At 34.1% G+C, this 17,781-nt stretch carries 12 protein-coding genes; 6 read left to right on the top strand and 6 right to left on the bottom strand.

What is annotated here, in order from left to right; genetic code table 11:
- Positions 1 to 144 precede the first annotated feature (144 nt).
- A complete protein-coding gene (gene purE, locus IV513_RS02780) occupies positions 145 to 645 on the top strand; it encodes a 5-(carboxyamino)imidazole ribonucleotide mutase (RefSeq protein WP_209388994.1) in 501 nt (166 codons plus the stop codon).
- Between the two features lie 106 nt (positions 646 to 751).
- Here the strand turns inward: purE and IV513_RS02785 are convergent, their stop codons facing one another.
- From IV513_RS02785 to ahcY, 3 genes are all read right to left on the bottom strand, one after another.
- Complete coding sequence (locus IV513_RS02785) at positions 752 to 2,308, bottom strand: BspA family leucine-rich repeat surface protein (protein WP_209388995.1); 1,557 nt, start codon at positions 2,306 to 2,308, stop codon at positions 752 to 754.
- An 89-nt stretch (positions 2,309 to 2,397) separates the two neighbouring features.
- Positions 2,398 to 2,793 (bottom strand): inner membrane protein YiaA, encoded by a 396-nt coding sequence (yiaA, locus tag IV513_RS02790; RefSeq protein WP_209388996.1) that lies wholly within the window; start codon positions 2,791 to 2,793, stop codon positions 2,398 to 2,400.
- A 140-nt stretch (positions 2,794 to 2,933) separates the two neighbouring features.
- Positions 2,934 to 4,247, bottom strand: a complete 1,314-nt coding sequence (gene ahcY, locus IV513_RS02795; protein ID WP_209388997.1) for an adenosylhomocysteinase — start codon at positions 4,245 to 4,247, stop codon at positions 2,934 to 2,936.
- Positions 4,248 to 4,396: 149 nt separating this feature from the next.
- Here ahcY and IV513_RS02800 point away from each other — a divergent pair, with 149 nt between their 5' ends.
- The gene (locus IV513_RS02800) at positions 4,397 to 5,011 is read left to right on the top strand and encodes a 4'-phosphopantetheinyl transferase superfamily protein (protein ID WP_209388998.1); all 615 of its coding nucleotides are present in this window, start codon (positions 4,397 to 4,399) and stop codon (positions 5,009 to 5,011) included.
- Here IV513_RS02800 and IV513_RS02805 read toward each other — a convergent pair.
- The 3 genes from IV513_RS02805 to porU form a co-directional block, all read right to left on the bottom strand.
- Positions 4,992 to 7,253, bottom strand: a complete 2,262-nt coding sequence (locus tag IV513_RS02805; RefSeq protein ID WP_209388999.1) for an FUSC family membrane protein — start codon at positions 7,251 to 7,253, stop codon at positions 4,992 to 4,994. The genes IV513_RS02800 and IV513_RS02805 overlap by 20 nt on opposite strands.
- 156 nt (positions 7,254 to 7,409) lie before the next feature.
- Positions 7,410 to 8,573, bottom strand: a complete 1,164-nt coding sequence (gene porV / locus IV513_RS02810; RefSeq protein WP_209389000.1) for a type IX secretion system outer membrane channel protein PorV — start codon at positions 8,571 to 8,573, stop codon at positions 7,410 to 7,412.
- 56 nt (positions 8,574 to 8,629) lie between these two features.
- A complete protein-coding gene (gene porU / locus IV513_RS02815; RefSeq protein WP_209389001.1) occupies positions 8,630 to 12,523 on the bottom strand; it encodes a type IX secretion system sortase PorU in 3,894 nt (1,297 codons plus the stop codon).
- 165 nt (positions 12,524 to 12,688) lie between these two features.
- Between porU and gldJ the strand changes: the two genes are divergently transcribed.
- The 4 genes from gldJ (at position 12,689) to IV513_RS02835 (ending at position 17,663) form a co-directional block, all read left to right on the top strand.
- Entirely contained in the window at positions 12,689 to 14,278 is a 1,590-nt protein-coding gene (gldJ, locus tag IV513_RS02820) for a gliding motility lipoprotein GldJ (protein WP_209389002.1), read from the top strand.
- A gap of 130 nt (positions 14,279 to 14,408) precedes the next feature.
- Positions 14,409 to 15,680 (top strand): UDP-N-acetylmuramoyl-tripeptide--D-alanyl-D-alanine ligase, encoded by a 1,272-nt coding sequence (gene murF / locus IV513_RS02825; RefSeq protein ID WP_209389003.1) that lies wholly within the window; start codon positions 14,409 to 14,411, stop codon positions 15,678 to 15,680.
- 62 nt (positions 15,681 to 15,742) lie between these two features.
- Positions 15,743 to 16,288 carry a DNA-3-methyladenine glycosylase I gene (locus tag IV513_RS02830; RefSeq protein ID WP_209389004.1) on the top strand — a complete coding sequence of 182 codons (546 nt, stop codon included), beginning with the start codon at positions 15,743 to 15,745 and terminating at the stop codon, positions 16,286 to 16,288.
- A gap of 103 nt (positions 16,289 to 16,391) precedes the next feature.
- Positions 16,392 to 17,663 (top strand): esterase-like activity of phytase family protein, encoded by a 1,272-nt coding sequence (locus IV513_RS02835; RefSeq protein ID WP_209389005.1) that lies wholly within the window; start codon positions 16,392 to 16,394, stop codon positions 17,661 to 17,663.
- The last annotated feature ends 118 nt before the right edge of the window (positions 17,664 to 17,781 follow it).

Here is a 17,781-nt window from a genome sequence, read left to right on the forward strand (position 1 = left end):
TATTACTCATTGTCTTCAAAAATTATGCAAACATTTTTCAGAATTTATAGAAATGTGAGAATTGAAGGTAACTTCTACCCAATAAGAATATTAGAATTCATCTTTAAAATGATTATCTTTGAAGATCTAATAAATTGAAAAATAATGGTAGGAATCATCATGGGAAGTCAGAGCGACTTACCAATAATGGAACAGGCAGCAAATTTTCTTAAAACTTTAGAAATTCCTTACGAATTAACGGTAGTTTCTGCACACAGAACTCCCGAAAGAATGTTCGATTATGCAAAAACAGCAAAGGATAGGGGATTGAAGGTTATTATTGCAGGTGCAGGAGGTGCAGCTCATCTTCCGGGAATGGTTGCTAGTTGTACCACTTTACCAGTAATTGGTGTTCCCATTTTGTCTAGTAATTCTATAGACGGTTGGGATTCTGTTCTGTCTATTCTTCAAATGCCTGGCGGAATTCCCGTTGCTACAGTTGCCCTGAATGGTGCTCTTAATGCAAGTATTTTAGCTGCGAAAATATTAGGAAGTGCAGATAATGAAGTTTCTGAGAAACTTCAGAGATATCAGGATTCTTTAAAAGATAAAGTTTTGGGAACGGTAGATGATATCAAAAAAATTCATCCTAATCAATTCGATTAAGTCTTAATAGCTTGAATTCAAAATAAAAATGATTATATATTTTCACGAAAATTTTAATCATTAAATTCTAAAAAGCCGTTTCTAATAAATTGAAACGGCTTTTTTGTTATTTTTTTATAAATTTTAAAGAGTAGCTTTTGTCTGTAGTTATTAGCTGGAGAATATAGCTGCCTTTTGGAAGAAAATCAATATTAATAAAATCATTACGGAGATTTTCCTGAGTTATTATTCTTCCACTTGCATCTGTAATGATGAATTTTTTAACGTTATATATATTTTTGAGGAAAATGAAATCATCAGCAGGATTTGGGTAGATAGAAGGCTTATTTTCTAAATGTAACTCATTTAATCCTAATTTGCGGCATTCACCAACGCTATCACCAGTCATAGACCATCCTTTTCCTAGTAAAATATTTTTCTTCGGAATAGCATTGCTAGAATACTTTAGAGGATACACACTTTGTAAGTATACATTGTTTGCTGTAACAGGATTATCTGCCCAACCTGCAAGTATGAAACTGAAATTATCACAATTTATTCCTGAGCCCAAAAACATATTGTCGGCAATAACCAGATTAGGAAGATCCCAACTTTCCAGTGTCTGATCAAAGCTTGATGCCCCCGTAAACATCGTATTGGTATCTGTAACATTATTGGTATCCCAACTGTCTAAAGGTTGGTTAAATGAATTAGTCCCATGAAACATATGTGCCATAGTTGTAACTTTAGAAGTATCCCATTGGTCTAAAGGCTGATTAAAGTCGGGCATGAAATGAAACATAAATTGCATGTTCAGAACTTTGGACGTATTCCAATTATTGAGAGGCTGATTGTAGGTGGTACATTGTGCAAACATATATGCCATATCGGTTACTTTTGAAACATCCCAAGAATTAATGTTTTGGTTGAATAATTTTCGTTCCATAAACATATAGCTCATGTCTGTTACATTAGAAGTATTCCAGCTTCCTATCGGAGGGTTAAAATTATCTGTTAAATTAATTGTAGGATTAGCAGTTCTGTATCCAAACATGGCTTTGAAGTTTTTGATGTTTGAGGTATTCCAAAGAGCCATAGAGTTATTTCCTTCAAAATTAAAGCTATTATAAAACATCATAGACGCATCTTCTACATTCTGAAGATTGGGTGTATCGGTTGCAGTAAGCTGCATATTCAGACATTGTGTAAAAGCACTGTTCATGGAGGCCCACGAAATATTTCCCCATTGTTCAATCGCCATAATTTTGTTGCTGCTTCCTACCAGCTGAACACTTATTAAATCGAAGAACGTGCCTTGAATTATTGTATTATTGGCAAATTTTATTTGATTGAAATTTCCATTTCCGTTGGAAACTTTTACTCTGTATAATACATTCCCGGAATTAGGATTGAATGGTGCTCCAAAATCAATAAGAACGCGGTCTGTAGACGTTACATTAGTCATAATTCCGTTATGTTGCGGAAATCCTATCTCTTCCCAGGTAATTGTATAGTTTGTGCCAATTCCCGGAAACCATATTTGGGTATCGCCACAAACAGGGGGTGCAGGGTTGGTGTTAGGAGGATTGCCTTCAGCAGGTTTCCATATTGTTATAAATTCATTTTGTGCTTGGAGAGCTACAAAAGAAAAGATAAAAAATAAAATTGTAAATTTTCTGTACATACCATTTATTTTTTTTGTGATTAATCAAATTTAAGTGAAATAAACGGAACAAAACAAAAAAACTCACCAAATTCGGTGAGTTTTAATTTTTATTCCTGATTCATCATATTATCCCGTGTATTTTTCTGAACGGCAATTGCACCAAATAAGGAAAGCAAAAAGGCAAAAGCATAAAAACCTTTTTCACTCGGAAGAATAGTTGCATTCCATAGTCCTACAGCCAGTAAAATAATGGATGATATGGTTGCAAACCAGCATATTCCATAGTAAATATCAGTTACTTTTATATTCTCGAGTCGGTCTCTAACTGCTTTTTGAAGAGAAATAACTGCAAATAATCCGTATAAAAGTGTTACTAAATAATATCCTTTTTCATTCAACTGCATTTCCGCTCTTGTAAGACCTACAATAAATCCCACCATTCCGGCTCCTAAAGCAATCCATGAGGCTGCAATAAAAGCTCCTGATACATTTTGTTTTTTCATTAAATTGTCTTTTTTATGTTATACTTTTTCAAATATATCATTTTTGTTTGAATAGGTGATTATTTTGTCAGAATATAAAAAACGCTTCAGAAACTATTTCTGAAGCGTTTTGCAGTTTATAATTGAGTTATTAAAGACGATTAATACCTGTAATATTCAGGTTTGAAAGGACCTTCCACTTTTACACCGATGTAATTAGCTTGTTCAGGAGAAAGAGTTTCTAGTTCCACGCTTAATTTTTTAAGGTGAAGAGCAGCAACTTTCTCATCTAAATGTTTTGGAAGCATATAAACTTCGTTTCCATAAGCTTCAGAATTATTCCAAAGTTCAATTTGAGCTAAAGTCTGGTTAGAGAAAGAGTTAGACATTACAAAAGATGGGTGACCGGTTGCACATCCTAGATTTACCAATCTACCTTCTGCAAGAATAATTACTTCTTTACCTTCTACATTGTAAATGTCTACCTGTGGCTTTACTTCAGTTTTAGTGTGACCATAGTTTTCGTTTAACCAAGCCATATCTATTTCGTTATCGAAGTGACCGATGTTACATACGATAGCTTTATCTTTTAATTTTAAGAAATGTTCTTTTCTTACAATATTAAAGTTACCAGTTGTTGTAATTACGATATCTGCGTTGTCTACAACAGTATCCAGTTTTTTAACTTCGTAACCGTCCATTGCAGCTTGTAATGCACAAATTGGGTCGATTTCAGTTACGGTAACGATAGAACCTGCACCTCTAAAAGAAGCTGCAGTACCTTTACCAACATCTCCATATCCGCAAACTACCACTCTTTTTCCTGCCAACATAACGTCTGTTGCTCTTCTTACTGCATCTACAGCAGATTCTTTACATCCGTATTTGTTGTCGAATTTAGATTTGGTAACAGAATCGTTTACGTTAATTGCCGGAACTACCAAAGTTCCGTTTTTCATTCTTTCGTACAATCTGTGAACTCCGGTTGTAGTTTCTTCAGAAAGACCTTTAATTTCTGCAGTTAATTCAGGATATTTATCAAAAACCATGTTTGTTAAATCTCCACCGTCGTCCAAAATCATATTCAATGGTTTTCTGTCTTCACCAAAGAAAATGGTCTGCTCAATACACCAATCAAAATCTTCTTCATTAAGACCTTTCCACGCATAAACAGGAATTCCTGCAGCAGCAATAGCAGCAGCAGCATGATCCTGAGTAGAGAAAATATTACAAGAAGACCAAGTTACTTCAGCACCAAGAGCTACCAAAGTTTCGATAAGAACTGCAGTCTGAATAGTCATGTGAAGACATCCCGCGATTCTTGCCCCTTTTAGCGGTTGAGATGGTCCGTATTCTTCACGAATAGCCATTAAACCAGGCATTTCTGCTTCTGCTAATGTAATTTCTTTTCTTCCCCATTCTGCCAAGGAAATATCCTTCACTTTGTAAGGAACGTATTGTGTTGTTGTACTCATATCTTGTTGATAATTAAATTAAAAAATTGAGCGACAAAATTACAACATATCTTTTAGATAAAAAAACGGAGTCTAAGGTTCGGAGATATGACTTTCAGCAGAGAATATTGTTGTATTTTTTTTCTAATTTTAACCTCAAATAAAAACAGATGCCTCTTTACCGTGATTTTTCGGATAATAACGCAACCATTCTGGTCTGGAAATACGACGAGAGTGATGATTTGGATATAAACTACCTTCTTGAACCCGAAAATAAAGATAAAGTAAAAGATTATCATCCCAAAAAACTTCTGGAGGTTCTTATGGTGAGAAAACTTTTGAAAAGTTTGAAGCCGATGTCTAAAATTTTATATCAGGAACGAGAGCCATTTCTTTATCCTAAAGATGCGGAAATTTCTATTACCCATTCTTTTCCATTTGCTGCTATTGCAATTTCTAAAAATAAAATAGGGATAGATCTAGAAAAATTCAATCCTAAAATATTAAGGCTTATAGATAAATTTACTTTCGAGGAAGAAAGAGGATTTATTCCGTTGGATAACGAAGTTACTTTTTATACGATCATTTGGAGTGTAAAGGAAAGTATGTACAAAATACATCACTCTAAACATTGGTCACTAAAAAAGCATTACGAAGTTTATCCTTTCGAGCTGAAACATCTACATCATATTAAATGCAGAGTGCATGATGATAAAATATCCGATGAATTGAGGGCAAGAGTTGAGTTTTTTGATGATTACTGCTTCACGATTGTAGAAGAGTAGATTTCTCATATCTATACTTTTCAATAACTTTTCTCTGTTCTTTGGCTACACTGTAAATAAGTTCCAAAACATCATGAATGTTTTTAAGTTCTGTTAAACGTGAGATTTTATCCGGATCCCGGCGGTCGTAGAAATCATTTTCTTTAATCTCTGTTTTTCGTTTCAGAATTAAATCTTCAAGAGATGAATCTTCGGGTTCAATATGGCTGTCCATTTTGAGTGTTTCGCTTATCTTTTGGTCGCTCAGCAATGCGGAAACCTGATTCATTTCAGATTCAATTTTCTTTGTCCAGCTTTCATAATCTATTTCACTATACTGTCTTTCATCATTTGCGTATTGTGATAAAGATGCTGTATAAGCCGTAATTAAGTGTGATGTAGTTACAAATTGATGAACTACTTCCAGTTTTTTCTGCTGATTTTTTGGATCAGAGATCATTCGCTGAAAATTATCAGAAAGGTTTGCCAAAGAGATAATAGCATTTTTTCTCCTCACTTTGTACTCTTCGAGATTGTAGTTTTGATTGAGAAACTTAGCCATTACACTATGAAAATAAGTAAGATTGGCTGTAGCCGATTTTTTCATTAAATCTAAATTCTGTGTATGCTCCCAAACCGGAAGAACGAGATAAGAAACGGCAAAGGCAATAACACCTGCAATAAAAGTATCTACAATTCGGTCTTTAAATATGACATTTACATTTCCTGGTTTCAAAAAATTAAAACTTAAGAAAATATACATCGTCATAAACAGTACCGCCCAAAAATATTTTGTTTTCAGGAAAGTAAAACAAAGTACCATGCTGATTAGTAGAATGGCAAGTAGAACGGCATTAATATCTATAAGATACAAAATTCCATACGCTATTACCGCTCCCACCACTGTACCATACAGTCTAAGCAGATTTCTTTGTTTCGTTATAGAATAGGCTGGTTTTAGGATTGCAATAATGGTAATAAGAATCCAGTAAGTATGCCCAATAACCAAAAACGGAAGCAAAGAAACCAAATATCCAATCAGTAATGCAATAGTAACCCTTACAGCATGCCTAAAATGTGATGATGAAAGAGATATATTACTTTTGAGAACTTTAAAGTTAATTTTTTCCTGATTGGGAAGGAATTTTTTAAGATCTAATCCCGTAGAAAGGCTTTTTGCAAGCTTTACATTTTGAGAAAAAACTTTGTAGATTTCTTCAATTTCTTTGGTAATCTCATTTATACGCATCATGATTTGTCTCAAAATCATGAAGTTTTCTAAAGTATCCGGAGAAATCTGGCGATTTCTCAGTTCAAAATATGCTACATTAAGTTCCTGAAATTCGAGCTCAATATTATAAAGAGGTTTTGCTCTTTTGCTGCTTTGAAGTGCAATTCCAATATTAGAAAGTTCATCCGATAAAATATTCAGATAATTATGCATTTTAACCAAAATATCTCCTTTATCGAAGCTTTCCTGCAATTTTTTGTAGTCACTTTCTGAGGTCATCAGTTTTTCGTGAAGATCCATAGAGTTCAGAAACATCATCATCAACAATCTGCTTAATGTAGTAGATTCATTTACTATGGTTCTCGTTTTAAATACGGTTTCACGGGTTTCTTCCTGAAGGTTTTTAATTTCTATCTGCTTGGAAATTACCTGAGAATAAAGCTTATCAAAATCTGGATTTTTCTGGTAAAAATTGGCTTTTATTTTTAAAAATTCTGCAAGCTGCAAGTAATTTTCACCAATCATTTGGCTTGCAAGTTTATAAGGCTGAATAGTGGTGACAATAAGAAAAATAAGTAAAAACCAGATGCATCCCGATGTAAAAATCAGAAGACCTTTAAAAATATGTTCGCCTGTTAAATGTCCATCAATAAAAATGGCAAGTACGACGAGAGCTAAAGATCCAACGGCACCCAATCTTTGTCCGTAAACACCAATTAAGGAAAAGAACATTCCGAAAATAATGATTTCCAGAAATACTAAGGCAATAATTCCTTTTACAAGACTTGCAATGAGGGCGACAAAAACGAAGCAAATTACAGCAAAAGTTAAGGAATTCCTTCTTCGGATAAACGGACCGGGTTGGTCGGTAAGTGCAACAAAACTAGTTCCTAAAGGAAATAGAAAATATTCTTTAAGTATTCCAAAATAGGAGAGAACCAAACAAGGAAGCACGGTTGCCAATGTAATTCTGGTGGCAGAATACAAATATTGGCTGGTGATGATTTTTTTTAGCTCCGCAGAATAGTTCATACTGCAAAAATAAGAGTTAATAATGAACTTCGGAGTTTTAACGCCTTAAAATTATTTTTTTTGAAATCTCAACAATGCTTTATTGGTTTAGATTTAATAAAAAATCCGCCTTACAAAAAATGTAAGACGGATTTTTAAGCTTATAAAATATATTTTTTAGTTTTCTGCATTAGAAGTTTCGTCACCGATATTCCATGTTAAGCCAAAACGTAATGTGTTATCCAAAGCTGTATTGATTTTAGACATGTTGATTAAATAAGAAACATCCAGTCCGAAAGATCTATATTTTAAACCAATACCTGCAGTTGCAAACTGTCTTGCACCTTGCTGCTCACTTTCGTGGAAATAACCACCTCTAATTGCAAATGCATTATCATAAGAATATTCCAAAGCACCGCTATACATAATAGAATTAGGGTTTTTGAAAGATTTTCCTATCCCAGACATTACACCAACGTTAGGAACTGCATAGATAGGCTGTCTAGAATTAGGATCTGTACCTATTAATTCTGATCCCGGAACTAAAATTTTAGAACCTTCTACTGATAATCCGATTTTGTTCATGTCATCCAAAAACATATCGTACCCAACCCCAATTCTTGCCATACTTGGAAGATAAGATCTTGAGTTATCATCTCCTGTATAATCTAGTTTAGGACCTAAATTCTGAATAGAGAAACCTCCGTTTAGTTTTCCTTCATAACCTCCAAAACTCGAAAATCTTGGTGAAGTATAATACCCAGAGATGTCTACTGCAAAAGTATTGGCAGGCTTCAGTGTAGTATCTGTATTGAATCCTCCGGCTAAATCTGAACGGATAAATCTACCAGTAACAGCCATTGAGTAAGAATCTGAAAGTTTCAGACCATACGCAACATCAATAGAGAATTCGTTTGGTTTAGAAGTACCCAAAGAAGTAACATCGCTACCAACAAGTGTAGTAAGGTCTACCTGTCCCATATTGAAGTAATAAATACTTGCAGAAATTGTAGATCTTTCTTCCTGTCCTAAAAATTTGTGGAAAGCTCCATACAATAAAAATACATCATTGGTAAGTTTCCCCATATATGGAGTATAGTTCAAACCTACAGAAGAACTTGTTCTGCTAAAAGGATATTTTGCAGCATTCCAGAATTGGGAAAATGCGTCAGGAGATGTTACCACACCCTGATCTCCCATACCTCCTGATCTTGCATCAGGTGCTATTCTTAGGAAAGGGGCTCCTGTTAATACAGGTCTTACCTGACTCAAATCTTGCGCGTAGCTTAGAAAACCAGCACTCAAACCAATCCCTAAAAGCAGTTTAGTAGTTAAATTCATATGTTGTCTTTTATATATTATCAGTTTTTTATTGATATTCTTATTTAATTATTTATTTACTTCAAAAGTACCATTTTTTCTACAGCTGTAGCACTGCCTTTGCATTTTTCTTGATTTTGACTTTTTGCAAATATCTTAAAAATATACGTACCTTTTGCAACTGTATCGCCAAAATCGTCTTTTCCGTCCCATTCTATTGCCTGACGTGGCGTTCTAAAGCCCTGTAGGAACGGTTCTGCGATTACAACATTTGTTAAAGTTTTTACTAATTTTCCGGTAATCGTATAAATTTGAACGTTAACATCCAAAATATCATCACAGTTATGCTCGAAATGGATGTAAGTTTTGTTGGTGAAAGGGTTGGGCCAGTTCAGCGGTCTGTTAATTATTAAATGCTGATCTGCTTCATCTTTAACCTCAAAGTTTAACGTTTCTGTAGTCGAATTATTATTAATATCCCAAATTTTAAATGTTAACTGGTGTTGTCCTACCGAAAGATTTCTGAAAGGGTAAGTTACATTTCCTTTTTGGTATGCTGCCAGAGAAGGATTAAGACATCCATTTCCTTCTCCCGAAGAATAAAAGTCATTTAAAACCACGGTATTGATAATTTGACCGTCCAAATATACAGTAATATCATGACCAATACCAGAACCTGTAGAATTTATTCCTGTATCGTCTGTCACACAGGCTAAAAGTATAGGGTTTTGATCGGTAATTCCACCATTCGCAAAGTTGGTATTATTCATATAAAGCTTCACTTTGGGTGGTTGGTTATCGTTAACTCCGTTAGGATTGATATCTCCTACTTGTACAGGCTGGTTATTGAATACATCAATCGATTTATTATCTGCATACCCTAAGATTCTACCTTCTCCCACGGCGTAATTAATATCTTTAGGAACATAAAATTCTACAGTGAAAACTCCGTTTACTGCAGTTCCGGAAGCTTTTACAATAGCACTTCCTTCTTCTTTGTAGCTTAAAACAGGAGTCATCCCACCATCATTGTTAAGGGTCGTTTTATTTATTTTTTTATCGAAAATATTGATAACCACTCTACCATTGAAACTGGTATCTACACCACCACTTGCATTATTAATGTGACCTTTTACTTTTACAAAATCTAAACCTCTGATTAATCCGGGAACCGGAGTTTCGATCTGGTCGATTGCTAAACGTCTTACTGGTCTGGTCAATTTCATGGCAGGATCACCAAGTAAATTTACTTTAAGATGATCAGGATAAGGTCCTCTGGTTTTTTTTGCATTTAAGTGCACATCTCCAAGTGTTTTAAAGTCATCACTATCAAGATCAAACATTTCATGGGTAAGAAGATCTGTAAATTCGATACCATAACCTACACCTAAAGCTCGGCTAGAGGTAATCATGGTTGCTGGTCCTCCTTGTTTTAGTTTCATAAACTGTTCTCCTGCAGAGAAGGTTGAAGGCTCATCCCAAAGTGTAAATTCACAAGTAATGGTTGATACAAAAGGAAAACGGCTATAAACATTCGTGAAATTATTAGAATTCTGAATTTCAGTAGTTGTTAAAACTCTTTCCTGAGCCCATCCGTTGATACCACCATGCCCGAAATAAAATAAATACAAACTGTTTCCTATGTCATTAGAAATTGCCTGATTTACCTGTGGATATCTTTGTCCACCTGCAGTACTTTGTGCTTGAAAACCATCCAAATAAAGTTTTCTTACATTGTATTCTTTTAACAAATTGCTTGCAGGGATTTCAAAAATATCTTTTAGAACATTATCCATAATGTTATGGAAAGGTTGACCGCCATCTCTGTCATCATCAACTACGAAATCCAACTTCATTTTCCATTCTCCAAAAGGAGTAGATTGTCCTGATAAAGAATTATAATAAGCCAATGTTTTATCAATCATATTTGCAGCTTCAGTAGGATTTCCGGCAGGAATTCTCCCAATGGGTAAATCGGGTAAATTAAATGCCACAGAAGAAACAGTCTGAGGTTTTGTCATTACAATATAATCGTCTGTAACATATGAGCCTACAAAATCTGCAGATTCTTCACTTTCATAGCTCGATACAACATTAGAATTATTGGCAACTCTGTTTTTATAATCATAAGATGCATCTCCTACAATCAAAACATATTTTAGACTTCCTGCAGGAGTATTCAGTTTTGTTATAAAGTCTCTTATTGCAGTAAGATCTCTGCTTCCGCTCCCAAATTCATTATAGATTTTATCTGTGTCAACAATTTCTACAGTGAAATTATTTTTTTGCTGATGATAATTGGCAATCCTCTGAGCCTGAGCCATCATTTGAGGAGTGGTAATAATTAAATAATCTATATTCTGAAGTGCAGAAATATTTTGGCTGTTGATTCTTCCAACAAACTGAGGAGAAAAAGCCGCGTCAGCACGAAATGCCACGAACTCGTTATTGAAATTAGGATCCGATGCATTGTATCCAAAGTTGAAACTTCCGCTTCCTGATGCTTTATTTACTCTTCTGTTCGCATTGGTAATATCTGTAACATCCCAAACTTGCTCCAGACTTCCAACATTCGAAATACTGAAACCATAATTGAAGTTTGATCCGCTTTCCAAAGAAAAATCACGGAAATTCATTTGTGAACCGTTGAATTTTAAATCTTCTTTATACTGAACTTCAACATAATCTAAATGAAATACACCGTTAGGATTAACCGAGATATCCGGAGTATAATTAATTGTTATGGTATTTCCGGAAAGGTTAGAAATCGTTCCTGTATATTTTGTTGGAAAGAAATCGTAGACATATCCCGGCTGATTGGCAGGTATTGCATACGAAACTGTATTCTGATTATTGAGATTAAAACTAATACTGTTTTGTTGTGATCTCCATCCGATAACTTGAGTTCTGTAACGAATAACATCTCCTCCCTGAATAGGCGAATTCAAATTAAATGTTACAGTTTTTGGAGTGGTAAAAGGTTGGTCTTCTACCCAGATTCTTCCCACTTTTACTAAGTTTTTCTGGTCATTATTAATGACTTGGTAATCGTCGTAACGCGAAATTAGATTAGTAGGCAGATTCGCATCAGAATTCTGAACTCTTTTTCCCGCACCTTTGTCGAAGTTTATATAATAATAAGATACATCTTCATAAATGTTTTTTACATTTTCGCTTCTATCGTTTCTTGTATCATTTCTTTTAAAACCTTTACCATTATTTTTGTTGTATAAATTATATCCATTAGGACCTTGGGCGTAGAAAAGGGCATAATCTCCATCATTCCAAACTCCATCATCTTCTCCTACTACCTGAATGGCATTTTCCTGCAAAGCACTGTATTTTACATCCTGATTAAATTCAGGCAGCATAATTCCTCCATTTCCGTAAATTCGGAAGTTTTTAGGATTAACGTTAGAGGGATTAATTCCATTGTCTCTCAAAAACTGACTGGTAATTTTAAAAATTCCCGATTTGTCTACTTTTATTTTATAAAATGTTCCGGTAGATAACGGGTTTTGCGTGCTTCCTACTTTACTTGCTAAAGAAGGAGGTGTGGAGCTGCTTTCAGAAATATCAAAAGAGGAAAGTTTTAAAATACTTCCTTTTACATTTTTAAATAAAGATACATATACACTTGCGAATCTTTCTCCCTCAGAGTAATAATAGTTAATTTCAGCTATATCTCTGTCCTGAATCAAATTTTTATCAAGATCATATAAATCTCTTGCAGAAACAGGTTCCCAATTCAAATTGGCAACACGAAGTTGTTTTTCTCCAACTTTTTGTGTATTTACTATAAAAATATTATTTTGGCTGTATGAAAAACCTTCATTTTTGAAATTCGGAAGATTCTTTTTCGTATCGCCAAAATCGTGAACTTTAGCGCCATTCCAATCTATGGAAATTCGCTGAGCCCAAGCGACTGATACAAAAGCAAATACAAATAAAAGCGTGATTTTTAGTCTCATGTTTGTTTTTGAAATTTTTGAATTACAAAATAAATGAAAATTTTATAATTAATTTACGATACCATAAAATTAATTTGTTAAGATTTTTCAAAAAAATCAAATCTTTATTTGATTTATTGAATAATTTATTTTTTCTTTGTACTTTGAATAATATTTATATCGACTATGAAAAAACTAAAGTTGTTTTCATTAATAGCATTGAGTTCTACACTTGCATTAACCAGTTGTGGCGGTTCGGGTACCAGCAAAGGCGGTGGTACTAAAAAATTTGTCAGCAAGACAGGTTGGAAACCAAACGAAAAACAGGGTTGGTTTTTTGCAGGAAAGCAACAAAAACAAAAAGGTTGGCCTGGAATGGTATATGTGGAAGGTGGAACTTTTACCATGGGATTAGTGAAAGATGATGTAATGCACGATTGGAACAATTCGCCTCGCAGAATGCAGGTAAGTTCGTTCTTTATCGGCGAAACTGAAATTACTAACTATGAATACCGCGAATACCTTACATGGTTGAAGTATGTATTCCCGCCAAGTGATCCAAGTTACAAAGAGATTTACAATGGTGCTTTGCCAGATACTCTTCTTTGGGATAACAAACTGTCTAGAAATGACCTTAATGAAACTTATTTCAGAGATCAAAATTATGATTATTATCCGGTAGTGGGAGTTTCTTGGACTCAGGCAAACAGATATTGTGAATGGTTGACAGACAGAGCCAACGAAAAGGCTTTAATGCAAGCAGGAATTATTTCAAAAGATTTGTATATTAACGAATCTAATAATCAGGGTGGCACAGCATTCAATATGGATAAATTCAAATCGAATGATCCAGAAATGCAAGGTTACATTAACGAGAAAAGATTACAGCAAAAATCTGGTATGAAAACTACCAACCAAAGATTGCTTGCTGCAAACAGATCTCCTTCTTCTGCAATGGTTTCTAAATTCAGACTTCCAACGGAAGTAGAATGGGAATTTGCAGCTTTGGGAATGGAGAAAAACAGAGAATACAACAACTATCTTGATAAAAAACCTCAGATAGAAATGTTGAGAAATAAAAAGGGAGAAATTTTAGCTAACTTTAAGCAAGGAAGAGGAGATTATTCTGGTACTGCTGGTTGGAAAAATGATGGTTCTGCTCAAACTTCAGATGTTAGACAATACCCTTCAAATAGTTTAGGTATATATGGTATGTTTGGTAACGTTGCAGAATGGACTGCCGATGTTTACAGACCAATTATTGATGAGGAAGCTAGTGATTTCAACTATTACAGAGGAAATATGCCACAGGCAATCGTAAGAAATGGTGACGGAACTTACAAAATGGTAGAAGAAGGAACTATTCAGTACGATACTTTAGCTGATGGAAGATTGGTTTATAAAAACTTACCAGGTCAGTTCGAAAGAAAAACTATTGCTGATTACAGAAACTATAGAGATGGAGACAGAATGTCTTCTCTAGATTATAGAAACGCAAGCGATTCTGCTGCTTCTTACGATATGTATAATTCTCCAAAAACTAAATTTATTGTTGATGCGAACGGTAGAGTTGTTTTACAGAAAGATACTAAAGAGAGAACTTCAGAAATCTCTAATGATATCAGAGTAGTAAAAGGTGGTTCTTGGATGGATTCAGCTTATTGGTTAGATCCGGGACAAAGAAGATTCAAAAGCCAGATTACTGCGTATGGATGGATTGGTTTCCGTGTTGCGCAAGATGCAAGAGCAAGCGATAAAGCTAGAACAAGAAGATAAAATATTTATCAAAATACTTTCAAAAAACCTCCCATATATTCGGGAGGTTTTTTATTTTTGAACCATTAATTTAAGCTGAAAAATTCGTTTTGAAAATATAGTTTAGCTTTTACTTAAACAGATCTACTTTATGAGCCCAGAACAGTTTTATCCTATATATTTAAAATCACAAAAAGTAACAATAGACAGTAGAAAAGTATCAGAAAATGATGTTTTTTTTGCCTTTTCAGGTGATAATTTTGATGCCGCTACGGTTGCTCTTAAAGCTGTTGAAGATGGTGCTCTTGCAGTAATTGTAGAAAATCAAAAGTTTGAAGATCACGATAAAAATATATTTTATGTTGATTCTACTTTAGAATTTTTGCAAGACTTAGCTGTTTTTCACCGCAGTCAACTTAGTATTCCTATTATCGGTCTTACAGGAAGTAATGGTAAAACAACAAGCAAAGAGCTTATTCATGCTGTTCTTTCGCAGAAGTATAATGTACAATATACGCAGGGAAATTTAAATAATCATATCGGTGTTCCGTTAACAGTGCTTTCTATTAAATCTGAACATCAAATGGCGGTTATTGAAATGGGAGCAAATCACCAAAAAGAGATTGAGTTTCTGTGTCAAATAGCAAAACCAAATATAGGTTATATTACCAATTTTGGAAAAGCTCATCTTGAAGGATTTGGAGGTTTCGAGGGCGTTATTAAAGGTAAATCTGAACTTTATGATTATATAAAAGAAAACAATCAGACTGTTTTAGTGAATGAAAATGATCCTATTCAAATTGAAAAAACTGCCGAATGTAATTTAAAAATAACTTTCGGAAAACCGGATTCTGATTATTATTTTACTCCATTTAATGAAGAACATTTTGTGGGTTTAAAATATCAAAATACTCATCTCCTCACAAAACTTACTGGAGATTATAACTTTACCAATGTTTGTGCAGCGACAAGTCTTGGGCTTCACTTTGGGGTAGATATTAATGAAATTAAAACTGCTTTAGAAGATTATACGCCGACCAATATGAGGTCTCAGATTGTGAAAAAAGACGGGAAAACTTTAGTTTTAGATACTTATAATGCTAATCCAAGTTCTATGACGGCTTCACTTCATAATTTTAAAACCTTTGAAGGTTCCAAAACCATTATCATTGGAGATATGTTGGAGCTAGGTGAAGAGAGCGAAAAAGAACATCAGGCAATTCTTAATCTCGCAGAAGAATTAGGGTTTGATGAAATTTTTACCGTAGGAAATCAGTTTAAGAAAATTAATAATTTTTCTTTGTCATTTCTATCTACTCAGGATTTAATAGAGTATCTCAAAAATAACAAAATTATGTCTGATAATATTTTGCTGAAAGGTTCCAGAGGAATTGCATTGGAAAAGTCGATTGATTTTTTATAGCTTTCTGCTGACAGACAGTTGTCGTAAATCATTATTATCTTTGATGAATAAATTTTACCACAATGAGCTACTGTTCCGTTATAGAAAATATGCAGCCTGAAAGCAGGAAATTATTACACAAAAACTATCATGATTATTTTTATGGATTTCCTATTCATGACGATAATGAGTTATTCGGCAGACTTATTATGGAAATTAATCAGGCAGGTCTTAGCTGGGAAACTATTTTAAAGAAAGAAGAAGGCTTCAGAGCTGCTTATGATAATTTTAATATTCAAAAAGTAGCTGCTTATAATGAAAATGATCGTGAAAGGTTGTTGCAAGATTCCGGCATCATTAGAAATAAACTTAAAGTAAATGCGGCTATCGAAAATGCAAAGACGATAGTCGAACTTCAAAGAGAATTTGGTTCTTTCGAAAAATGGCTCGATTATCATCATCCGAAAACGTTGCCGGAATGGATGAAATTGTTCAAAAAAACATTCAAATTTACCGGTGGAGAAATTGTAAATGAATTTTTGATGAGTATTGGCTTTCTTAAAGGAGCACATTCTGAAAACTGTCCGATAAATCATGAAATTTTCAAGCATAATCCAAAATGGAAGTAATTTTCAATTAATATTTACTGTTGATATATTAATGAAAACTTAATATTTCTGCTCAAATTAGTTTATATACCGTAATTACTTTTGCGGCACAATATAAAACTACATGAAAAAAACATTACTATCTATGCTTTTGTTGGCTGGATTAACTGCATGCAGAGAAAATGAAGCAAGTATTACCGATGACAATAAGGATATAAATTATTCTAAACTTCCACAGGAATTTCCGTTTACTACAATGGCTACAATTAATGGTGTAGATGTTATTAACGGAGGATATGGTTCTGGTGCGGCTGCACATCCTACAAGGAAAGGCGAATTTTATGTTATCACCGATCGTGGTCCTAATACAGATTATCTTAATGGTAAAAAATTCTTAGTTCCGAATTTCACTCCTACCATTATGCATTTCAAGATTAATGCAGATGGAAATATAGAAGTAATAAAATATATCAAACTGAAAAATCCTTCCGGACAGCTTATTACAGGTCTACCAAATCCTGTTGGAATGGGAAGTACAGGTGAAGTTGCTTATGATGCGAACGGAAATGTTTTGGGCACAGACAATTATGGATTAGATAGCGAAAGTATTGTTGCAGCTCAGGATGGTACTTTTTGGGTTTCAGATGAGTACGGACCGCACATCGTTCATTATAGTGCAGAAGGTGTGGAGATGGAAAGAATCAGTCCGATTGGGGTAAATACTGGTACTAGAAAATTACCTGCCGTTTTAGCTAAAAGAAGACCAAACAGAGGTATGGAAGGACTTTGTATAACTCCAGACGGTAAAACTTTAGTGGGAACTATGCAGTCTATGATGTATGCGCCGAGCAAAAATCTTGCTACCAACAAAACACTTACAAGAATTGTTACTTTCGATATAGCAACAGGTCAGACGAAGCAGTTTCTTTATCAGCAAGATGGCGGAGCGTCAGATTCAGTTTGCGATATCACGGCTTTAAGCAATACAGAATTTTTGGTTATCGAAAGAGATGGTAATTTTGGTTCTCAGGGAGGTATTAAAAAAGTGTACAAAATCAATATTTCCGGTGCTTCAGATGTAAATGGATCTGATATCAGCGCGGTAGACGGATTAAAAATAAACGGTAAAACTTTAGAACAATCTACTTGGAGCGAAATTGCGGCAGCAGGATATCAACCGGTTTCTAAAACTCTTGCAGTAGATTTGGTTTCTAAATTAGGATACGAACACGATAAGTTTGAAGGAATAGTTTATTTAGGAAATAAAAAACTAGCTGTATTTAATGATGATGATTTTGGAATTGTAGATGATGGAAACGGAAATCCTAAAGCTAAAATTCTTCCAAAAACAGGAAAGACGGATAAAGGTACAATGTACGTTGTGGATATTCAATAATATTGAATTTTTAGAAAAATATGACTCGGTGGTATTGTATAATATCACCGATTTTTTTTAAGATAAATTTGAAATTTAGAATAATAAAGAATTAATAAAAATTAGAAGAAAAATATTT

Origin of the sequence: Chryseobacterium sp. RR2-3-20 (genome assembly GCF_017808115.1) — a bacterium.
GTDB classification, from domain to species: Bacteria; Bacteroidota; Bacteroidia; order Flavobacteriales; family Weeksellaceae; genus Chryseobacterium; species Chryseobacterium oryzae.

What these genes read in the sequence shown, in the direction of transcription:
- IV513_RS02835 (WP_209389005.1), top strand. Translation starts at nt 16,392, where the DNA reads ATGAAAAAAACATTACTATCTATGCTTTTGTTGGCTGGATTAACTGCA.
- yiaA (WP_209388996.1), bottom strand. Translation starts at nt 2,793, where the DNA reads ATGAAAAAACAAAATGTATCAGGAGCTTTTATTGCAGCCTCATGGATT.
- murF (WP_209389003.1), top strand. Translation starts at nt 14,409, where the DNA reads ATGAGCCCAGAACAGTTTTATCCTATATATTTAAAATCACAAAAAGTA.
- porV (WP_209389000.1), bottom strand. Translation starts at nt 8,573, where the DNA reads ATGAATTTAACTACTAAACTGCTTTTAGGGATTGGTTTGAGTGCTGGT.
- purE (WP_209388994.1), top strand. Translation starts at nt 145, where the DNA reads ATGGTAGGAATCATCATGGGAAGTCAGAGCGACTTACCAATAATGGAA.
- IV513_RS02800 (WP_209388998.1), top strand. Translation starts at nt 4,397, where the DNA reads ATGCCTCTTTACCGTGATTTTTCGGATAATAACGCAACCATTCTGGTC.
- ahcY (WP_209388997.1), bottom strand. Translation starts at nt 4,247, where the DNA reads ATGAGTACAACAACACAATACGTTCCTTACAAAGTGAAGGATATTTCC.
- IV513_RS02830 (WP_209389004.1), top strand. Translation starts at nt 15,743, where the DNA reads ATGAGCTACTGTTCCGTTATAGAAAATATGCAGCCTGAAAGCAGGAAA.
- IV513_RS02785 (WP_209388995.1), bottom strand. Translation starts at nt 2,308, where the DNA reads ATGTACAGAAAATTTACAATTTTATTTTTTATCTTTTCTTTTGTAGCT.
- porU (WP_209389001.1), bottom strand. Translation starts at nt 12,523, where the DNA reads ATGAGACTAAAAATCACGCTTTTATTTGTATTTGCTTTTGTATCAGTC.
- IV513_RS02805 (WP_209388999.1), bottom strand. Translation starts at nt 7,253, where the DNA reads ATGAACTATTCTGCGGAGCTAAAAAAAATCATCACCAGCCAATATTTG.
- gldJ (WP_209389002.1), top strand. Translation starts at nt 12,689, where the DNA reads ATGAAAAAACTAAAGTTGTTTTCATTAATAGCATTGAGTTCTACACTT.